The 17,351-nt window shown below is 55.3% G+C and carries 20 protein-coding genes; 12 read left to right on the forward strand and 8 right to left on the reverse strand.

What is annotated here, in order from left to right; genetic code table 11:
* The first annotated feature begins 15 nt into the window (after positions 1–15).
* Genes TW80_RS05385 through rsmA form a run of 3 tightly spaced genes read left to right on the forward strand, consistent with a single transcriptional unit; the run spans position 16 to position 3,097 of the window.
* Entirely contained in the window at positions 16–1,233 is a 1,218-nt protein-coding gene (locus TW80_RS05385) for a peptidylprolyl isomerase (protein ID WP_045996268.1), read from the forward strand.
* Positions 1,230–2,201, forward strand: coding sequence for a 4-hydroxythreonine-4-phosphate dehydrogenase PdxA (gene pdxA, locus TW80_RS05390; protein ID WP_045996269.1), 972 nt, complete (start codon positions 1,230–1,232; stop codon positions 2,199–2,201). The genes TW80_RS05385 and pdxA overlap by 4 nt, the downstream gene beginning before the upstream one ends.
* 47 nt (positions 2,202–2,248) lie before the next feature.
* Positions 2,249–3,097: a 16S rRNA (adenine(1518)-N(6)/adenine(1519)-N(6))-dimethyltransferase RsmA gene (rsmA, locus tag TW80_RS05395; protein ID WP_045996270.1), complete on the forward strand. Its 849-nt coding sequence runs from the start codon at positions 2,249–2,251 to the stop codon at positions 3,095–3,097.
* A 32-nt stretch (positions 3,098–3,129) separates the two neighbouring features.
* On the opposite strand, the gene TW80_RS05400 is transcribed toward rsmA, so the two are convergent.
* The 5 genes from TW80_RS05400 to TW80_RS05420 all read right to left on the reverse strand — a co-directional run bounded on the left by TW80_RS05400 (position 3,130) and on the right by TW80_RS05420 (position 7,430).
* Positions 3,130–3,678, reverse strand: coding sequence for a DUF4167 domain-containing protein (locus tag TW80_RS05400; RefSeq protein ID WP_045996271.1), 549 nt, complete (start codon positions 3,676–3,678; stop codon positions 3,130–3,132).
* 225 nt (positions 3,679–3,903) lie between these two features.
* A complete protein-coding gene (gene prmC / locus TW80_RS05405; protein ID WP_162197154.1) occupies positions 3,904–4,725 on the reverse strand; it encodes a peptide chain release factor N(5)-glutamine methyltransferase in 822 nt (273 codons plus the stop codon).
* Entirely contained in the window at positions 4,722–5,777 is a 1,056-nt protein-coding gene (prfA, locus tag TW80_RS05410) for a peptide chain release factor 1 (protein WP_045996272.1), read from the reverse strand. Before prfA ends, prmC begins: the two co-directional genes overlap by 4 nt.
* An 18-nt stretch (positions 5,778–5,795) precedes the next feature.
* Positions 5,796–6,227, reverse strand: coding sequence for a DUF1499 domain-containing protein (locus tag TW80_RS05415; protein ID WP_045996273.1), 432 nt, complete (start codon positions 6,225–6,227; stop codon positions 5,796–5,798).
* 45 nt (positions 6,228–6,272) lie between these two features.
* Complete coding sequence (locus tag TW80_RS05420; protein ID WP_045996274.1) at positions 6,273–7,430, reverse strand: M20 aminoacylase family protein; 1,158 nt, start codon at positions 7,428–7,430, stop codon at positions 6,273–6,275.
* A gap of 198 nt (positions 7,431–7,628) precedes the next feature.
* Between TW80_RS05420 and mazG the strand changes: the two genes are divergently transcribed.
* Together mazG and TW80_RS05430 are read left to right on the forward strand one after the other, a co-directional pair.
* The gene (mazG, locus tag TW80_RS05425; protein WP_045996275.1) at positions 7,629–8,450 is read left to right on the forward strand and encodes a nucleoside triphosphate pyrophosphohydrolase; all 822 of its coding nucleotides are present in this window, start codon (positions 7,629–7,631) and stop codon (positions 8,448–8,450) included.
* Between the two features lie 68 nt (positions 8,451–8,518).
* Complete coding sequence (locus TW80_RS05430) at positions 8,519–9,523, forward strand: extracellular solute-binding protein (protein WP_045997034.1); 1,005 nt, start codon at positions 8,519–8,521, stop codon at positions 9,521–9,523.
* A 162-nt stretch (positions 9,524–9,685) separates the two neighbouring features.
* Here the strand turns inward: TW80_RS05430 and TW80_RS05435 are convergent, their stop codons facing one another.
* Complete coding sequence (locus TW80_RS05435) at positions 9,686–11,494, reverse strand: ABC-F family ATP-binding cassette domain-containing protein (protein ID WP_045996276.1); 1,809 nt, start codon at positions 11,492–11,494, stop codon at positions 9,686–9,688.
* 30 nt (positions 11,495–11,524) lie between these two features.
* Positions 11,525–12,238 (reverse strand): GNAT family N-acetyltransferase, encoded by a 714-nt coding sequence (locus tag TW80_RS05440; RefSeq protein WP_045996277.1) that lies wholly within the window; start codon positions 12,236–12,238, stop codon positions 11,525–11,527.
* A 73-nt stretch (positions 12,239–12,311) separates the two neighbouring features.
* Between TW80_RS05440 and msrB the strand changes: the two genes are divergently transcribed.
* Entirely contained in the window at positions 12,312–12,704 is a 393-nt protein-coding gene (gene msrB / locus TW80_RS05445) for a peptide-methionine (R)-S-oxide reductase MsrB (protein ID WP_084625747.1), read from the forward strand.
* A 53-nt stretch (positions 12,705–12,757) separates the two neighbouring features.
* Here msrB and TW80_RS05450 read toward each other — a convergent pair whose 3' ends face one another.
* Positions 12,758–13,234, reverse strand: coding sequence for an outer membrane protein assembly factor BamE (locus TW80_RS05450; protein WP_052700893.1), 477 nt, complete (start codon positions 13,232–13,234; stop codon positions 12,758–12,760).
* Positions 13,235–13,316: 82 nt separating this feature from the next.
* On the opposite strand from TW80_RS05450, the gene TW80_RS05455 reads away from it, so the two are divergent.
* The 6 genes from TW80_RS05455 (at position 13,317) to TW80_RS05480 (ending at position 17,329) form a co-directional block, all read left to right on the forward strand.
* Positions 13,317–13,862: a YceD family protein gene (locus TW80_RS05455; RefSeq protein WP_239450491.1), complete on the forward strand. Its 546-nt coding sequence runs from the start codon at positions 13,317–13,319 to the stop codon at positions 13,860–13,862.
* Between the two features lie 162 nt (positions 13,863–14,024).
* Complete coding sequence (gene rpmF, locus TW80_RS05460; protein WP_045996280.1) at positions 14,025–14,231, forward strand: 50S ribosomal protein L32; 207 nt, start codon at positions 14,025–14,027, stop codon at positions 14,229–14,231.
* Positions 14,232–14,253: 22 nt separating this feature from the next.
* Positions 14,254–15,375: a phosphate acyltransferase PlsX gene (gene plsX / locus TW80_RS05465; protein WP_045996281.1), complete on the forward strand. Its 1,122-nt coding sequence runs from the start codon at positions 14,254–14,256 to the stop codon at positions 15,373–15,375.
* Between the two features lie 6 nt (positions 15,376–15,381).
* Positions 15,382–16,353: a beta-ketoacyl-ACP synthase III gene (locus TW80_RS05470; protein WP_045996282.1), complete on the forward strand. Its 972-nt coding sequence runs from the start codon at positions 15,382–15,384 to the stop codon at positions 16,351–16,353.
* Positions 16,354–16,452: 99 nt separating this feature from the next.
* The gene (gene ihfA / locus TW80_RS05475; protein ID WP_045996283.1) at positions 16,453–16,755 is read left to right on the forward strand and encodes an integration host factor subunit alpha; all 303 of its coding nucleotides are present in this window, start codon (positions 16,453–16,455) and stop codon (positions 16,753–16,755) included.
* Between the two features lie 4 nt (positions 16,756–16,759).
* Positions 16,760–17,329, forward strand: coding sequence for a MerR family transcriptional regulator (locus TW80_RS05480; RefSeq protein ID WP_045996284.1), 570 nt, complete (start codon positions 16,760–16,762; stop codon positions 17,327–17,329).
* Positions 17,330–17,351: the final 22 nt, after the last annotated feature.

Raw genomic sequence — 17,351 nt, forward strand, 5'->3', positions numbered from 1 at the left:
AGAACGAGGAAAGCAATGCGCGCTTTTACCTATATGGCCGCGATGGTGGCATGGACCTTGACTGCAGGAACAGCGGCGCAAGCCCAAGGGCAATTGGCCCCGGTGATCACTGTAAACGATCAAGTGATCACCCGCTATGAGCTGAACCAACGCATGCGCCTTCTCGAATTGTTTCGTACGCCCGGCGATTTGAACCAGGTCGCACGTGACGGGTTGATCGAAGACCGGTTGAAACAGCAAGAAATGGCGCGGGTTGGACTAACCCTTAGCGATGCCGCAATACAGACCGCAATGGAAGAATTCGCCGGGCGAGCCGATATGTCGCTTGCACAATTTTCCAATGTCTTGGCGGAAAACAACGTCGACCTTGTGACGCTTCGCGACTTTGTGCGTGTTGGCGTTGCATGGCGCGATTACATCCGAGCCCGTTACAATCGCGAAGTCACCGTCACCGACACTGACGTAGAGCGCGCAATTCAGCGGCAGGGCAACAGACCGACACAAATCGAGGTCCTGCTGTCCGAAATCATTATTGCACCGCCACCAGAACAACGCGCCCAAGCGGCACAGGCCGCAAACGAAATCTCTCAGATGCGGTCTTATGCCGATTTTGAGGCCGCAGCGCGTCAGGTCTCTGCCCTACCGTCACGCGAAAATGGCGGTCGATTGGGATGGTTGCCAATTACCAACTATCCACCGCAGCTCAGGCAGATGTTGCTTGACCTTGAGCCGGGCGAAGTCACCGAACCAATTGAAATTCCAAACGCAATCGCTCTGTTCCAAAAGCGTGGCACCCGCGAAGGTCGTCGCGCGGTGCAACCACCCGTTAGTATCGACTACGCCGCCTACTATATTCCGGGCGGCCGCTCTGACGATGCACTGCGCAAGGCAATTGCTGTAAAAACACAGGTTGATACTTGCGATGATCTTTATGGCATTGCACGCAACCAACCCGAAGAGGCGTTGGATCGTGTGACCGTGGCACCATCAGAAATTTCGCGCGATGTTGCTATCGAATTAGCGCGCCTCGATCCCGGTGAGGTGTCTTATAATCTCACCCGCGACAACGGGCAGACGCTGGTCTTTCTGATGATGTGTGCCCGCAACCAAGCGGGTGACACGGATGCAGACCCGGCAGCGGTCCGCAACCAAATCACCAGCCAACGATTGGCGGGCCTTGCCGAAGCATTGCTCGAAGACTTGCGGGCCTCTGCGGTCATCGTCGCACGATGAAACCCATCGCTATTAGCTGCGGCGAACCCGCAGGTATCGGACCCGAGGTCGCCGTTGGGGCATGGCAGGCGTTGCGTCAAGATATCCCGATGTTGTGGATCGGTGATCCGCGGCATTTGCCAAGCGATACGCCGCACACAGTCATCGCAGACGCTGCGCAAGCCTCGCACGTCAGTCGATCCACCCTGCCCGTTCTTGCGCGTGACTTCGGCCCTGCTGTCACCCCCGGTCGCGCAAATCCGGCCCATGCCCAAGGCGTGATTGACGCGATTGCAACGGCGGTTGATCTCGTCCAGCAAGGTCAGGCAAGCGCCCTCTGTACAGCGCCCATTCACAAAGCCGCACTTATCGACGGCGCCGATTTCCCCTATCCCGGTCATACCGAATACCTCGCCGCGCTCGCGAATACGGATCGTGTCGTCATGATGCTCGCCTGCGAGGAACTGCGGGTCGTTCCGACCACCATCCACATCCCAGTTGCAGAGGTGCCAAGGCAACTGACTGCATCGCTATTGACTGATACGCTGCTCATCACACACGCGGCCTTGCGCCGGGACTTTGGGATCGCTTTACCGCGTATAGTCGTTGCTGGGTTGAACCCGCATGCCGGCGAAGACGGCAAAATGGGGACTGAAGAAATCGAAACCATTCGCCCGGTTTTGGAAGCGTTGCGTAAACAAGGCTTGGACGTGACCGGGCCCTGGCCCGCCGATACGATGTTCCACGCCACAGCGCGCAAGAACTATGATGTCGCTGTCTGCATGTACCATGATCAAGCGCTCATACCCATCAAGACAATCGATTTTGCCGGCGGGGTAAATGTGACCCTTGGGCTGCCGTTCATTCGCACATCGCCAGATCACGGCACCGCCTTTGATATCGCGGGCAAAGACTGTGCCGATCCGACGTCCATGATCGCAGCGATACGTATGGCAGCCCAAATGGCCGCTAGCCGCGATCAAATTTAGCTAAATTTGATCTACCCCGGCCGAGATCCAACGGATACACAGCCTACATGAGCACAATCGATAATCTCCCGCCGCTGCGCGATGTCATTTCGACACATGGCCTAGCTGCGAAAAAATCTTTGGGGCAGAACTTTCTGCTCGACCTCAACCTAACGTCTAAAATCGCCAGGTTGGCCGGTGATCTGACCCAGGCCGATGTTCTTGAAATCGGCCCTGGTCCGGGGGGCTTAACACGTGGACTGCTGGCCGAAGGCGCGCGTCGTGTCCTAGCCATCGAAAAGGACCCGCGCTGTATGCCGGCCTTAGCAGAAATCGAGGCTGCCTATCCCGGTCAGTTGCGTACCATCAATGGCGATGCATTGGATGTAGATCCGCTCGAACACTTGAGCGCCCCGATCAAAATTGCGGCGAACTTGCCATATAACGTGGGGACAGAGCTTCTTGTCCGATGGCTGACGCCACCCGAATGGCCCCCGTTTTGGCAAAGCCTCACGTTGATGTTTCAGCGCGAGGTCGCAATGCGGATCGTCGCACAACCGGGCAGCAAAGCTTACGGGCGCTTAGCCCTACTCGCACAGTGGCGTACCGATCCACGGATTGTATTGGAATTACCGCCAGAGGCCTTTAGCCCGCCACCAAAGGTGAATTCTGCAGTCGTACATCTTACGGCCTTGCCAGCACCACGTTTCCCGGCAGATGCTGCTATGCTAAACAAGGTGGTTGCTGGTGCCTTTAATCAACGCCGCAAGATGCTGCGCTCTGCCCTGAAATCGCTCACACCGGAAATCGAAGATCATCTTCATGCGGTCGGCATAAAGCCAACGGAACGCGCAGAACAAGTTGGCCTCGAAGAATTTTGCGCCCTCGCGCGTCAGCTCAAGGACGCTGGATGCTAAAGCAAAAGCCCTCCGGTAAGGGAGGGCTTTGATTATTCTGCAGCTTCGGGTGCGCTGCTATCCTTGGGCGCATCAGCCTTTGGCTTGCGCGGAGCGCGTGGTTTGCGTGCACGTGGCTTGGGCTTTTCTTCTGGCGTTTCAACAAGCCCATTATCTTTTTCATCATTGGAATCAATGATCGGCTGATCAAAACCCGCAGAACTTGGCTGTTCTGCATTCGCTGGATCATTTGCTGCCGCCTCTTGGGCTTTGGCACGTTCTTGACGTTCACGATCGCGTTCAGCTTGACGCTCACGGTTCTGGGCTTCTTGCTCTTCGCGGCGCTGCTCAACCTCGCGCTGTGCTTCGGCCAACATGCGGGTGTAATGCTCTGCGTGCTGTGCAAAGTTCTCGGCATTTACACGGTCGCCAGAAAGCTGTGCATCGCGGTGCAACTGGTTGTATTTCTCGATGATCTGCTGCGGGGTGCCACGCACCTTTCCATCAGGACCAGAGCTATCAAACACTCTGTTAATGATGTTACCGCCCGAGGGCCGGTTATTACGGTTCTTGTTCCGTGACCGTGACTTCGATGATCTCATTGATTTGCTTTCAAGCCCTTGGCTGTCGTTGCGCTAGACCTAATTCGCGCTCTTTATGCGCGCCTCAAATTTCCGGCCTTGCGATGTTTTGGCGACTGATCGGGGGGAGTTCCAAACTGGCCCTCTTACCGTCCGATGCAATTGAATAAACATGTGGGGGGCATCAAGACAAGTATAAATTACAAGCGATACGCATTTTTACGCCAATTTCCTGCCCTTGATCCGTCATTTAGGCATATTTCCAGAGACGACCCGGTCCCGCCCGTCCAGATCCAAGACAACGTTCACGTCAATTAGCCCTGCCTCTTGCATCAATGTTTTAACCGATTGTGCCTGCGTTGGACCAATTTCAACCATCAGACGCCCACCCGCAGTCAAAAACTGCGGCGCACGATTGCAGATCAACCGGTAAGCCGACAATCCATCCGCCTCATCCGTCAATGCTATGCGTGGTTCATGTAGCCTCACTTCGGGCTGCAAATCATCCATCTCGTCCAAAGCAATATAAGGCGGGTTACTGACGATCAGATCAAATTTACCCGTGATCTGATCAAACCAGTCAGAGCGTACAAAGGTTGCGCGCGTTTCAAGTTCGAGCTGCGCGCAGTTTTTTCGTGCTACGGCAAGCGCATCATCAGAAATGTCCGCCCCGACACCAACGGCCCCAGCACGTTCCGCAAGAAGCGAAAGCAAGATGCACCCAGAACCCGTGCCGAGGTCGAGCACATTGTCAAACAACCCTTCTAACGCAGTTACAATCAGCGTTTCGGTATCCGGGCGCGGATCAAGAACATCAGAGTTCACATAGAACCGATGGGCATAGAAATCGCGATATCCGACCAAATGCGACAGCGGTTCACGCGCGGCGCGGCGGCGAACGAGATCAAAAAACTTCTCAGTCGTCGTACCGTCCGCTAGCTCTTCGTTGTCGATGTAGCGACGTGGGAACGCTGCTTGCCACAACAGCCGTGCTTCGCGTCTAGGATTAGAAATCCCCGCCTCATTCAGCATTGCAGTCGCTTCAGCGGTCAACTGTTCGGGTGTCACGCGCCCATTTCCGCAAGCAATGTCGCCTGTGCATCAGCCTGTAGCGCACCGATTGTTTCTTCCAGATCGCCCTGCATGATTTGGCCCAGTGAATAGAGCGTCAGGTTGATGCGGTGATCGGTCATGCGACCCTGCGGGAAGTTATACGTGCGGATCCGCTCCGAACGATCACCTGAACCCACCTGCGCCTTACGGTCGGCAGAACGCTCGCCCTCAACCCGTTGACGTTCGAGGTCAAACAACCGTGTCTTAAGCACCTGCATGGCAATTTCGCGGTTCCGATGTTGGGATTTCTCGGCGCTGACAACAATGATCCCTGTCGGGATGTGCAAAATACGCACGGCCGAATCGGTCGTGTTGACGTGTTGCCCGCCCGACCCAGATGCCCGCATCGTATCAATCCGCAGATCACCGGGATTGATTTGAACATCCACATCTTCCGCCTCGGGCAATACAGCCACGGTCGCGGCAGAGGTATGGATGCGCCCGCCGCTTTCCGTCTCAGGAACACGCTGCACGCGGTGCACACCGCTTTCGTATTTCATCTTGGCAAAGACACCTTCGCCAGCGATCCGCGCAACGACTTCTTTGATACCGCCAAGTTCGGTTTCCGACATTTCGAGAACTTCGAATTTCCAGCCCTGCCCCTCGGCATAGCGCTGATACATACGCAACAGATCGCCCGCGAAGAGCGACGCCTCGTCCCCGCCCGTTCCGGGGCGAATTTCGATCAACGCAGGACGCCCATCAGCAGCATCCTTTGGCAACAAGGCCAGTTGAACCTCGTGCTCTGACGCTTCGAGTGCTGCTTTGAGTTCGGGCAACTCTGCCTCGGCCAATTCCTTCATTTCGGGATCGGACAGCATGGCCTCGGCGTCCGCAATTTGCGCAACGAGGTCTTTGTAGGCCGTTACCGTTTCGACCACAGGGCGCAGCTCTGCGTATTCGCGCCCTAAGGCTGCAATTTCATTCCCCGAGGCCCCATCGGCCATTTTGGCTTCGAGGAACTGAAAACGGTCGATGATCTGTTCAATTTTATCGGATGCTATCATGGCAACCCGATTGGCCGATCAGAGCGGCTCGGTCAAGGGGGCAAGCGCCTGTAACCACGATTGAACCCGCGCTTTGTTAACCCCAAAATCGGATTTGCCAAAGCGTAAACGCGCGGAAATCGCGATCATATCGTCATCAACAGCAACTGTCGTATAGTCAGGAAACGCCATAAAACGTGTACGGGTCTCGTAGGTTAACATGCCCTCTTGGAGCGACCCCGCGATCAGCTTGGTCCGAGGTGTCGCCGCTGCGGCGGTATCAATCGCGCGCAGCGCATCGGCACCTGTGGCACGCAGCTTACGCAGGGCGATGAACCCTGTCGCGCGCGGATAATCCCCCGGCTCTGTGAACGCGGGCACGACATGCCAATCCGCTGGCCGCACAGGGGCCGCGCGGACATAGATGGCGAAGACCGCAGCAACGACAACAAGGGCAGAGATAAAATACATCAAAGGCTTACACCTCAATATTAAACATTCATTTCAAGTTAATGATCACCGCGCCGGCTGCGCTTTTTCGACAAGCCGTGCGAAATACGAAGCCCCGACCGGCGAAACGCTGTCGTCAAAATCATAGAGCGGATGGTGCAGCCCTGCTGTATCGCCATTCCCAATAAAGAGGTAAGCACCGGGACGCTTTTCCAGCATGTAGGCGAAATCTTCGGCGCCCATCTCGCGTCCAACATCATCTTTGACCTCTGCAGAAATTTCGCGCGCAACCTCAACAGCAAAGGCAGTTTTTTCAGCGTCATTCACCGTGGCAGGATAGCCCACCTCATAGCTCAGCTCCGCGCTCACCCCATAAGTGGCAGCAATCCCCGGCACGATTTCCTCGAGGCGACGCATCACCATGGCTTGGGTGTCTTTGTCAAATGTCCGCACAGTGCCGCTGACATTGGCTGTTTCGGGAATGACATTATCCGCTGATCCCGCGTGAAACTGGGTCACCGAAATCACCAGATCATCTTGGGCGAAATGATTGCGGCTGACGATGGTCTGCACCGCATTATACAGCGCCACTGCGGCTGCAATAGGATCCTTGGTTTCATGGGGCTGCGCCGCATGGCCGCCCTTACCCGTTATCCGCACGCGGAATTCGTCCACCGCCGCGAGAATAGGACCGGGTGTTGTGTAAAACGCACCGACATCAGTGCCGGGCGCGTTGTGTAGCGCATAGACTTGGCCAATATCAAATCGATCCATGACCCCTTCTTGGACCATGATATCAGCGCCACCGCCGTCTTCTTCGGCTGGTTGAAAGATCAGCGCCACACGCCCCGAGAAATTCCGGGTTTCCGCCAGATATTTTGCCGCCCCCAACAGCATGGTCGTATGCCCATCGTGCCCGCAGGCATGCATTTTACCCTGCACCGTCGAGGCATGTTCTAGCCCTGTCAGCTCGTCCATTGGCAGGGCATCCATATCGGCGCGCAGCCCGATGGTCGGCCCCTGCCCATTGCCCTCAATTATCGCGACAACGCCAGATCGCGCGATGCCTTCGTGGATTTCATCGACACCAAATTCGCGCAACCGTTCCACGACAAAGGCCGCCGTCTGATGACAATCAAACGCAAGCTCTGGATGGGCATGCAAATGGCGACGCCATTCCTGCATTTCATCGGCATATCCAGCAATTCGGTTGATGATTGGCATCTGTGCATTCCCTAGGCTTAATTCACGTTGCCAAGAGCGATCATTTCCAAAGAAGAGTCAATTCACATCACAGGTGAAATAGCTACACGCTCAGGGGAATATCTCTGCATTGTGCGAGGCGTCTCACTTTCAGGTTTCAGCCCTTGGCGCGGCGGTGCCATTTGTTTAGCGTTCGGCCAAATCGCACGAGGCTAACCCATGACAGATGACACATTAATTCACGATCCAAACGGTGGCTTGGAACGCCTCCTCGAAATCATGCGGCGTTTGCGCGACCCAAAAACTGGCTGCCCGTGGGATATCGAACAAGATTTTGACAGCATAGCCCCCTACACCATCGAAGAAGCATACGAAGTTGCGGACGCCATCGCGCGAAAAGACTGGGCAGAGCTCGAGGGGGAGTTGGGCGATCTGCTGTTACAGACCGTCTATCACACCCAAATGGGCAGCGAAGCAGGTCTATTTAGCTTTGACACCGTCGTGAAATCCGTCGCCGACAAAATGGTGTCCCGCCATCCACATGTCTTTGGTGATGAATCGCGTGATAAATCAGCAGAACAACAAACGGCAGATTGGGAAAAAATCAAAGCTGCCGAACGCGCGGGCACAGCGCAAGCGCGTACTTTGGACGGGGTAGCCATCGGACTGCCGGCGTTGACCCGCGCAGTAAAGCTGCAAAAGCGTGCGGCGCGTGTTGGTTTCGATTGGCCAGATACCAGCCAAGTGATCGACAAGATCCAAGAGGAAGCCGCTGAGTTGGTCGAAGCACGCGAAACGCTATCACAAACCGAAGTCGAAGCAGAATACGGCGACTTGCTATTCGTGGTCGCGAACCTTGGGCGGCACTTGGGCGTGGACCCCGAGACGGCGCTGCGCGGTACAAATGCCAAGTTCACCCGGCGATTTGAAGCCATCGAAGACGCGCTTTCGACCATGGGAAAATCCCCCAGTGACAGCACGTTAGAGGAAATGGATCGCCTGTGGGACGCCGCCAAATTAGGCGAAGCGAAGCCGAATTAGGCAAAATATGGATTGACCCAAGTAAATCTGTCGGGTTTATACGCGGCGAACAACTAAGGAGCCACATGATGACCCTACGCACTTTTCTCATGGCAAGCGCTTGCGCTGCTGTTGCCGCACCTGTTTCTGCAGATGTAAACATCTACACAACACGTCAGCCAGAACTCATCCAACCAGTCATGGACGCCTTCACCGAAGCCACTGGTATTGCCGTCAACCTTGCATACGTTGACGGCGGTATTGTCGAGCGCCTGAAAGCAGAAGGCGACCGTTCACCTGCTGATCTGGTGATGACAGTCGACATCGCAAACCTGCAGCAAATCGTTGACGGCGGCGTGATCCAACCTGTTGAAAGCGACGTTCTGACAGCAGCCGTTCCTGAATCACTGCGCGCAGCTGACAACAGCTGGTTTGGCCTGACAAAACGTGCACGTATCGTCTACGCATCCCGTGAGCGCGTTGCAGAAGGCGAAGTCACAACATACGAAGATCTGGCGTCCGACAACTGGGAAGGCCGCATCTGCACACGTTCTGGCGTGCACAACTACAACCTTGCGCTGACATCCGCTGTTGTTGCGCACCAAGGTGAAGAAGGTGCCGCAGCATGGGCCGCTGGCGTTCGTGAAAACCTTGCACGCAAGCCAGAAGGCAACGACCGCGCACAAGTCAAAGCGATCTGGGCGGGCGAATGCGACATCAGCCTTGGTAACACATACTACATGGGCAAAATGCTGCAAGACGCAGAGCAAACCGAATGGGCTAACTCTGTCCGTATCGTGTTCCCAACTTTTGAGAACGGCGGCACGCACGTCAACATCTCTGGTGTTGCAATGACCAAAGCGGCGCCAAACCGCGAAGAAGCGCTGCAACTGATGGAATACCTCGTATCTCCAGAAGCACAAAGCATCTACGCAGAGCTGAACTACGAATACCCAGTGCTGGAAAGCGCTGAGCTGTCTGACCTCGTTGCAGGCTGGGGTGAATTCACAGCAGACGATGTGAAACTCGAAGAGCTGGCAGCGAACCGCCCTGTCTCTTTGCGCATCATGGAAGAAGTCAACTTCGACGGCTAAGTCGATCAGTGACAATTGGGTGGGGCGTTCGTCCCACCCAAGACAAGTTGATTTGCGCGCCCCGGACGGGGACGCCGACAATGACAGCTTAAACCGCTAGCGCGGACCAACTACCCTAACATTTCGCATTTGAACGTCCGACTATTGGACCGTGAACGCCGGTTAACCAGCGGCCTTTTCCTCAAGCGTCAGCCATTCGTCTTCGGCCTCGGACAATGCGGTTTGCCGCGCAACCAGCGCATCGGTCGCCTTTTGGAACTTTATCGGTTGCTTTGTGAATAGCTCAGGATCGGCAAGTAGTTCTTCGAGCTTACCAATTTCTGCAGTCAATTGATCGATGACGGCTGGTAGCTCTTCTAATCTGTGCTTTTCTGTAAACGACAGGCCCGCTGCGGGCTTTTTCTCAGCAGGCTTCACTTTCTTGGGAGCAGATTTTACGGTGACTTTTTCTGCCACCGCATCTTCGCCACGCTGGGCGCGATAATCAGTCCAGCCCCCGGCATAAACGACCGCCTGCCCGTTACCTTCCATCGCAATCGTAGTCGTAGCAACGCGGTCTAGAAAATCACGGTCGTGGCTGACCAGCAGCACGGTGCCGTCATATTCGCCCAAGATATCCTGCAAGAGATCCAAGGTTTCGATGTCCAAATCGTTTGTCGGTTCGTCCAAGATCAACAGGTTGCTTTCGCGAGCCATCAACCGCGCGAGCAATAGGCGCGCCTTTTCACCACCTGACAGCGCACGCACGGGCGCACGCGCTTGCGCTTCGTCAAACAGGAACTCTTTGAGATAACCAACCACATGTTTGGGCGTGCCGCGTACCATGATCTGGTCTGACTTGCCGCTCACCCCAAGCTCAGGATCATTTGCAAGGTTTTCCCATAGCGACATTTCCGGGTTAAGCGCAGCGCGCGTTTGATCAAAGACTGCAATATCAAGATTGGTACCCAGTTTGACCGCGCCCTCATCTGGTTCAACTTGACCCAGTAACATCTTGATAAGTGTCGTTTTTCCAACACCGTTTGGACCAACAAAGGCGATCCGGTCACCGCGCTGAACGGTCAGATCAAATCCTTTGACGATTTGTTTGCCGCTAAATGATTTCGACAGGCCAGTGGCTTCCATGACCTTTTTGCCCGATGCGCTCCCGCCTTCGAATGCCATGGCTGCGGTGCCTTGGCGTTTGATCTGGCTGGCACGCTGGGCACGTAATTCTTGCAAGGCGCGCACCCGCCCCTGATTGCGTTTACGACGCGCCGAAATCCCTTCAACGGCCCATCGCGCCTCTGCCTTGATTTTGCGGTTTAGCTTGTGGCGCTGTTGATCTTCTTCTTCCCAAGTCTTGTCACGCCAAGCCTCAAACTTATCAAAGCCATCCTCGGCGCGGCGGACTTGCCCCCGGTCGATCCACAGTGTGGCACGCGTTAACGCCCGCAGGAATGCGCGGTCGTGGCTGATCAAAACATAGGCGGCGCGGGTTGATTTCAACTCGTCCTCGAGCCAGGCAATCGCCTCGATGTCGAGGTGGTTTGTCGGCTCGTCCAATAGCATCAACTCGGGGGCTTCGGCCATCAATTTGGCCAAGGCCGCGCGACGGCGCTCCCCGCCAGAGGCAGTTGCGACCTTGCCCGACGGGTCGAATTTCAACCCTTCGGCCACCATATCGACCTTGTAGGCTTCGTCAGGTTCCAATCCGCTGGCGGCGTATTCACCCAAGGTCTCAAATCCCTCCATTGTCGGGTCTTGCTCCATGTACCCAACGCGGACGCCCGGAGATACGACCCGGCTACCGCTGTCCGCCTCAACCAACCCGGCCATGACTTTCATGAGGGTTGATTTGCCTGACCCGTTGCGCCCGACAAGAGCGACACGGTCACCGGGCTGAACCACTAATGAGAGGTCTTCGAAAACAGGATCGCCGCCAAATGTTAGCGCGATATCGGAAATTTGGAGTAAGGGTGCTTTTGCCATAACGTCTGCTACGGCGCGGCGCGGGTGCCGTCAACTGGCAACCGCGCGCAGACGGGCAACACGGGCCGCGGACATGGCGGCCACTTCGACACATGTAAACATATGTAGGGTATTCATCGCGTGATCGACGACCACATGGTCACCGACCCACCCCCCCATTGTGAGGTAAGATCGCAGCAGCGAAGGCATCGGCGCAATTCCATCTGCCGGAATATCGGCCAATGGCACCGCATGCGTGGCCGTAATCTGCGGGCTAAGGTGCGTTGGCCCCTGATGCATCTGCGCAAGACGTTGAAAAACTGTGCCATAGCGGCGTGGATCAGTTCCGGTAAAACTCGTGCACCCGATCAACATCGTCACATCATGCGCGTCAACAATGCGCGTCAACGCCCCCCAAAGCATGCGCAAAAGATCGGCATCTGCCGGATCGGACCTTGTACAAAACCGACCAATCTCAAGAAAAGGGCCTGTTCTGCGGGCAATTGGGGCCAAATCATAGAACTGCCCAACATACCCGTGCCCCAGGGCGGCGCCATCTACCGCAATCCGAAATCGCAACGTTGCACAAAGTTGCCCATTTTCGTCTTCGATCATCAAATGTTCAAATCGCGCATCATATGCATCGACATCTCGGCCCACCTTGCCGAAAAAGCGAGCGTGCCGCATTTCTTGGCAAAGGCGCAGTTCATCTGCCTGCTTTGCGAGCCGCGCCGTTAAGCGCCCTTTCTGAAATGGAAATGTCATCAACGACCACCTTGGCGAAACCTATGCTGCAGCTTAAGTTAAGGCAGGAGCATGCAAAAGGATTATGACCAAGATGGAGAAAATTGTGAAATCCGACGCCGAATGGCGCGAGGAACTTTCCGATCTGGCCTATAAAGTCACACGCAAGCACGGCACTGAACGTTCCGGCACACATGACAACTTTCCCAAAACTCCCGGTGTTTTTAGATGCGTCTGCTGTGGTGCCCCGCTTTTTGATCAATCTGCAAAATTTGAGAGCGGCACAGGATGGCCTTCGTTTTTTCAACCAATTTCATCCGACGCCGTCGGCGAAAGCATTGATCGCAAGTTCTTTATGAAGCGCACAGAGGTGCATTGTGCACGTTGTGAGGCACATCTAGGTCACGTATTTCCTGACGGACCCGCGCCCACCGGGCTGCGTTACTGTATGAACGGTGTCGCGATGACATTTGAAGAGACAGCGTAACCACACGATACAAACAGGCGCGAATCGTCGCGCCTGTCGAACGAAACCTTCGCTTATTCTTCTGCGCCTAGGAATGTTCCAGCATCGACGCGACCAAGCGCACCCAAAAGCTGCCCGATGACAGATACGTCGTTAATTCCGTCGTCTGTCACTCGACGATCAAGGGCCACAACCTTGCCATCTTGTAACGTGTATCGCGCGACATTCGTCGCCCGGTCATTTGCATCAAACCGAATAGCAACGACTTGCCTGTCGACCTCTTCCGGGGCAAATGCGCCGTAGTGCACAAATTGACTATAGGCATAATATACAGCGTTTGTGGTCAGCGCGCCTTCAGAAACGGGGGGACCAAAGCGGTTCACAACGTCAGCTTTGGTGGTTTGACCGATTACGACCTCTGACAGTTCTTCGTTGCTCGGGGCATAGCCGTGGAATTTGTCGATCTTCGTACAGGCAGTGCCGCCAGCCAGCATCACTGTGAAACCTGCGGCCCGCATCAAACGGGTCATTGTGTTGGTCGTCCTGCTCATGACAGCCCTCTTGCTTTGGCGTCTTATGCCTTTTATCCCCAAGTATAACACACCCCGCCACTGTTCAAGAATGGAAGCTACTTTGGCCCAACTGCCATCATCACACTTGCGTCTGTCAGACCTGACAAACCGCCGCGCCACCCCGTTTGAACTGGTCCCAACCAGCGAAGAACGCGGTGCGATTGCCAAAGCATTGGATATTGTCGCACTCAAGAAGCTCCGCTTTGTTGGCGAACTATCACCAATGGGCAAAAAGGACTGGGCGTTGAAAGCAACATTGGGCGCATCAGTCGTTCATGAATGTGTCGTGACGCTGTCCCCGGTAAGCACCCGGATCGACGAAACCATCGCGCGTCGCTACATGGCGGACCTGCCCGAAGTGGACGCCGCCGAAATAGAAATGCCCGAGGATGACACGGTTGACCCGTTACCCGACTCGCTGGATCTGGCAGACGTGATGATTGAGGCGCTTTCTTTGGCCCTGCCCGCCTATCCACGTGCCGACGACGCGCAGTTAGCACAATCAACATTCGCAGAACCGGGCGTAACTCCAATGACCGACGAAGAGGCAAAGCCATTTGCAGTGCTTAGCGGCCTAAAAGAAGCGCTTGAAAACAAGGGCAAATAAGGGCAAATCCCCGGAACCGTAAAAAAGGTTGCGCAAATACAAAATCGCAGTATGTTCGCGGCCTCTTTTATATCTCTCTCGACAGGGCTGCCATATTGGCGTAGGACCCAGCGAGAATGCACGAAAACAGGGCCATCGGCCCACTGATCATAGGGTTGAGACATGGCTGTCCAGCAGAATAAAGTATCCAAATCCCGCCGCAACAACCGGCGCTCGCACGATTCTCTGGTCGCTGCGAACCCAAACGAATGTGATAACTGCGGTGAGCAAAAGCGCCCACACCACGTGTGCCCTTCTTGCGGCCACTACGCGACACGTGAAGTGATCGCAGACACAACAGAAATCGATCTGGACGAAGACGCAGCATAAGCTGCGCTGAAGGCACATTGATATGACACAGAGCCTGACGGACTCCGCTCCTGCGACGGCTGCTGACGCATCGCATGTGCTGTCGGTTGACGCCATGGGTGGCGACAAAGGGCCTGCAACCGTCGTTGCGGGCCTTTCGAAGTTTCTGACCCAGAATACTGACGCACGCGCCCTGCTGCACGGCCCCCAAGAGACACTGGACCCGCTTGTCCAAAAACATAAAATCAGCGACCGCGTGACGATATGCGCCGCCGATGATGTGGTCAGCATGACCGACAAGCCCAGTCAGGCACTGCGCCATGGCAAGGCGACCTCTATGTGGTCGGCAATCGAGGCTGTGCGCGACAAAAAAGCCGCCGTTTGTGTCAGCTGCGGGAACACTGGTGCCCTGATGGCGATGTCCATGTTGCGCCTGCGCAAAGCCGAAGGTGTAAACCGCCCTGCGATTGCTTGCCTTTGGCCATCGCGCAATCCCGCTGGCTTTAACGTCATGCTTGATGCCGGTGCAGATATTCGCGCCGACCAAGACGATTTGCTGACCTATGCGCTGATGGGCGCGTCATATGCACGAAACGGTCTAAACATCGCACGCCCCCGAGTCGGCCTGTTGAATGTCGGAACCGAAGAACACAAAGGCCGTGCTGAGCTAAAAGTCGCGCATGAAATTATCAGCGAGTCTGCTCAGGCTGGTGAATATGAATACATCGGTTTCATAGAGGGCGGCGACCTCCCCTCTGACAAGGTCGATGTCATTGTGACTGACGGTTTCACTGGGAACGTAGCGCTGAAGACCGGCGAAGGCACAGCAACGCTTATTTCCAGTTTGTTGCGCGAAAGCTTAATGAAAACGCCTCTTTCGATGCTTGGCGCGCTCTTCGCGCGCGGTTCTCTTAAGAGATTGCGCAAACGCATCGATCCGCGTCGTGTAAACGGCGGCGTCTTTTTGGGACTGAACCAAACGGTTGTGAAAAGCCACGGATCAGCCGATGCGACAGGTGTTGCTGCCGCGTTGAACCTTGCTTACCAGCTCGCACAGAGCGGATTTTCGGACAAACTAGCAGCGCGGGTTGCATCCGCAGCATCGCTTGCCCAAGATGCCCCTCACGAAGCTGGTTTTGACAAACCAGAGACCAAGACAGGCTGAACATTTATGACACGTCGCGCAGTCGTTAAGGGAGTCGGGCACTATCTGCCGGAACGGGTTGTCCCAAACGCAGAATTCGAAAAAACGCTTGATACCTCAGATGAATGGATCAAAACCCGATCCGGGATTGAGCGCCGCCACTTTGCTGCACCGGGTGAAACCACATCACAAATGGCGACACAGGCTGCGAATGCCGCGCTAAAGATGGCCGGCATGGCCGGTGATGATCTCGATGCAATTATCGTTGCGACTTCGACCGCCGATATGACCTTTCCTTCTGCGGCCACAATGGTGCAGCACGCGATTGGCAACAGCTCTGGCTATGCCTTTGATGTTCAGGCCGTCTGTGCCGGGTTTATCTATGCGCTCAGCAATGCGAACGCACTGATCATGTCCGGTCAAGCCGAACGTGTGATGGTCATTGGCGCCGAAACATTTAGCAGAATCCTTGATTGGCAGGATCGGTCGACCTGCGTTCTCTTTGGAGACGGCGCCGGTGCATTGATCCTCGAAGCCGCCGAGGCTGCCGGAACAAGCGACGATCGTGGTATCTTGTCGGTCGATCTGAATTCTGATGGGCAGTACAAAGACCTGCTTTATGTGAACGGCGGCGTCGCCACGCAGAACACGGGCGTCATCCAGATGGAAGGTCCCGAACTCTTCCGCCACGCTGTTGAAAAGCTCGCGCAAACCGCACATACCGCTTTGGACAAGGTGGGGCTAACGGCAGACGATGTCGACTGGGTTGTTCCGCATCAAGCAAACATTCGAATCATTCAATCCACTGCGAAAAAGCTGGGCGTTGAAATGGATCGCGTGATCGTGACCGTGCAGGATCACGGCAATACTTCGGCAGCATCGATTCCCCTTGCCCTCTCCACTGGGGTGCAAAGCGGTAAAATCAAACCTGGTGATTTGGTTGTAACAGAGGCAATTGGCGGCGGACTAGCCTGGGGATCAGTCGTTTTGCGCTGGTGACACGCAAAAGTTGAATTAACTACACCGACCCAAGCCCTTGTTATTGACTCTAAATCTCACGCACGCTTATTCTCATCAGAATAGTATAGGGGGAGTATAATGGTAGATAAGACTTTAACACGAATGGATTTAGCTGACGCGGTACACTCTCAGGTGGGACTGTCTCGAAACGATAGTGCCGATCTGGTCGAAAGCGTGCTGACCTATGTGTCAGATTCTTTGGTCTCTGGCGAAACCGTCAAGATTTCATCCTTCGGAACATTTTCCGTACGCGAGAAAGCTGCGCGTGTCGGCCGCAACCCCAAGACAGGCGAAGAAGTCCCCATCCACCCGCGCCGCGTCTTGACCTTCCGCCCCTCGCATCTGATGAAAGATCGCGTTGCCGCAGGAAACAAAGCCTAAAGTTATGGCCAAAGCCAAAGACGCATTTCGAACGATCAGTGAAGTCGCAGAATGGCTTGATACTCCAACGCATGTCTTGCGTTTCTGGGAGAGTAAATTCTCCCAGATTAAACCTGTAAAAGGTGCGGGTAGTCGCCGCTATTACCGCCCCAGTGACATGGAACTATTGGGTGGGATTAAGCAGCTCTTGCACGAAGATGGCATGACCATCAAAGGCGCTCAAAAGCTCCTGCGCGAAAAAGGTGTGAAATACGTCGCGACCCTCGGCAAAAGCGTTGAGAACCCAGTTGAACAGGCTCCTGCCTCGCCGCAACCAGCGCCCGAACAAATCGATGCTGCGCCTGAACCAGCACCCATTCAAGATGCCCTACCCTTTGATGATATTCGCGCACCTGCTGCGGATTTCCTAGCTGGCATCCCTGCTCTGCCGACAGAATTCCCTGCCCATGCCGCGCGCATTGTCGGAATACGGATTGCCAATCCGGCCACACTTCAGGCGCGGGCGGGACAAATTGCACCACTGTTGGCGCGCCTTCAGCAACTCCGCGATCAGATGCAAAATCAGTCGCGATGACCGTACTTTTCGGGCTTGCCCC

This window comes from Loktanella sp. S4079, from assembly GCF_000967725.1.
Taxonomy (GTDB): domain Bacteria; phylum Pseudomonadota; class Alphaproteobacteria; order Rhodobacterales; family Rhodobacteraceae; genus Yoonia.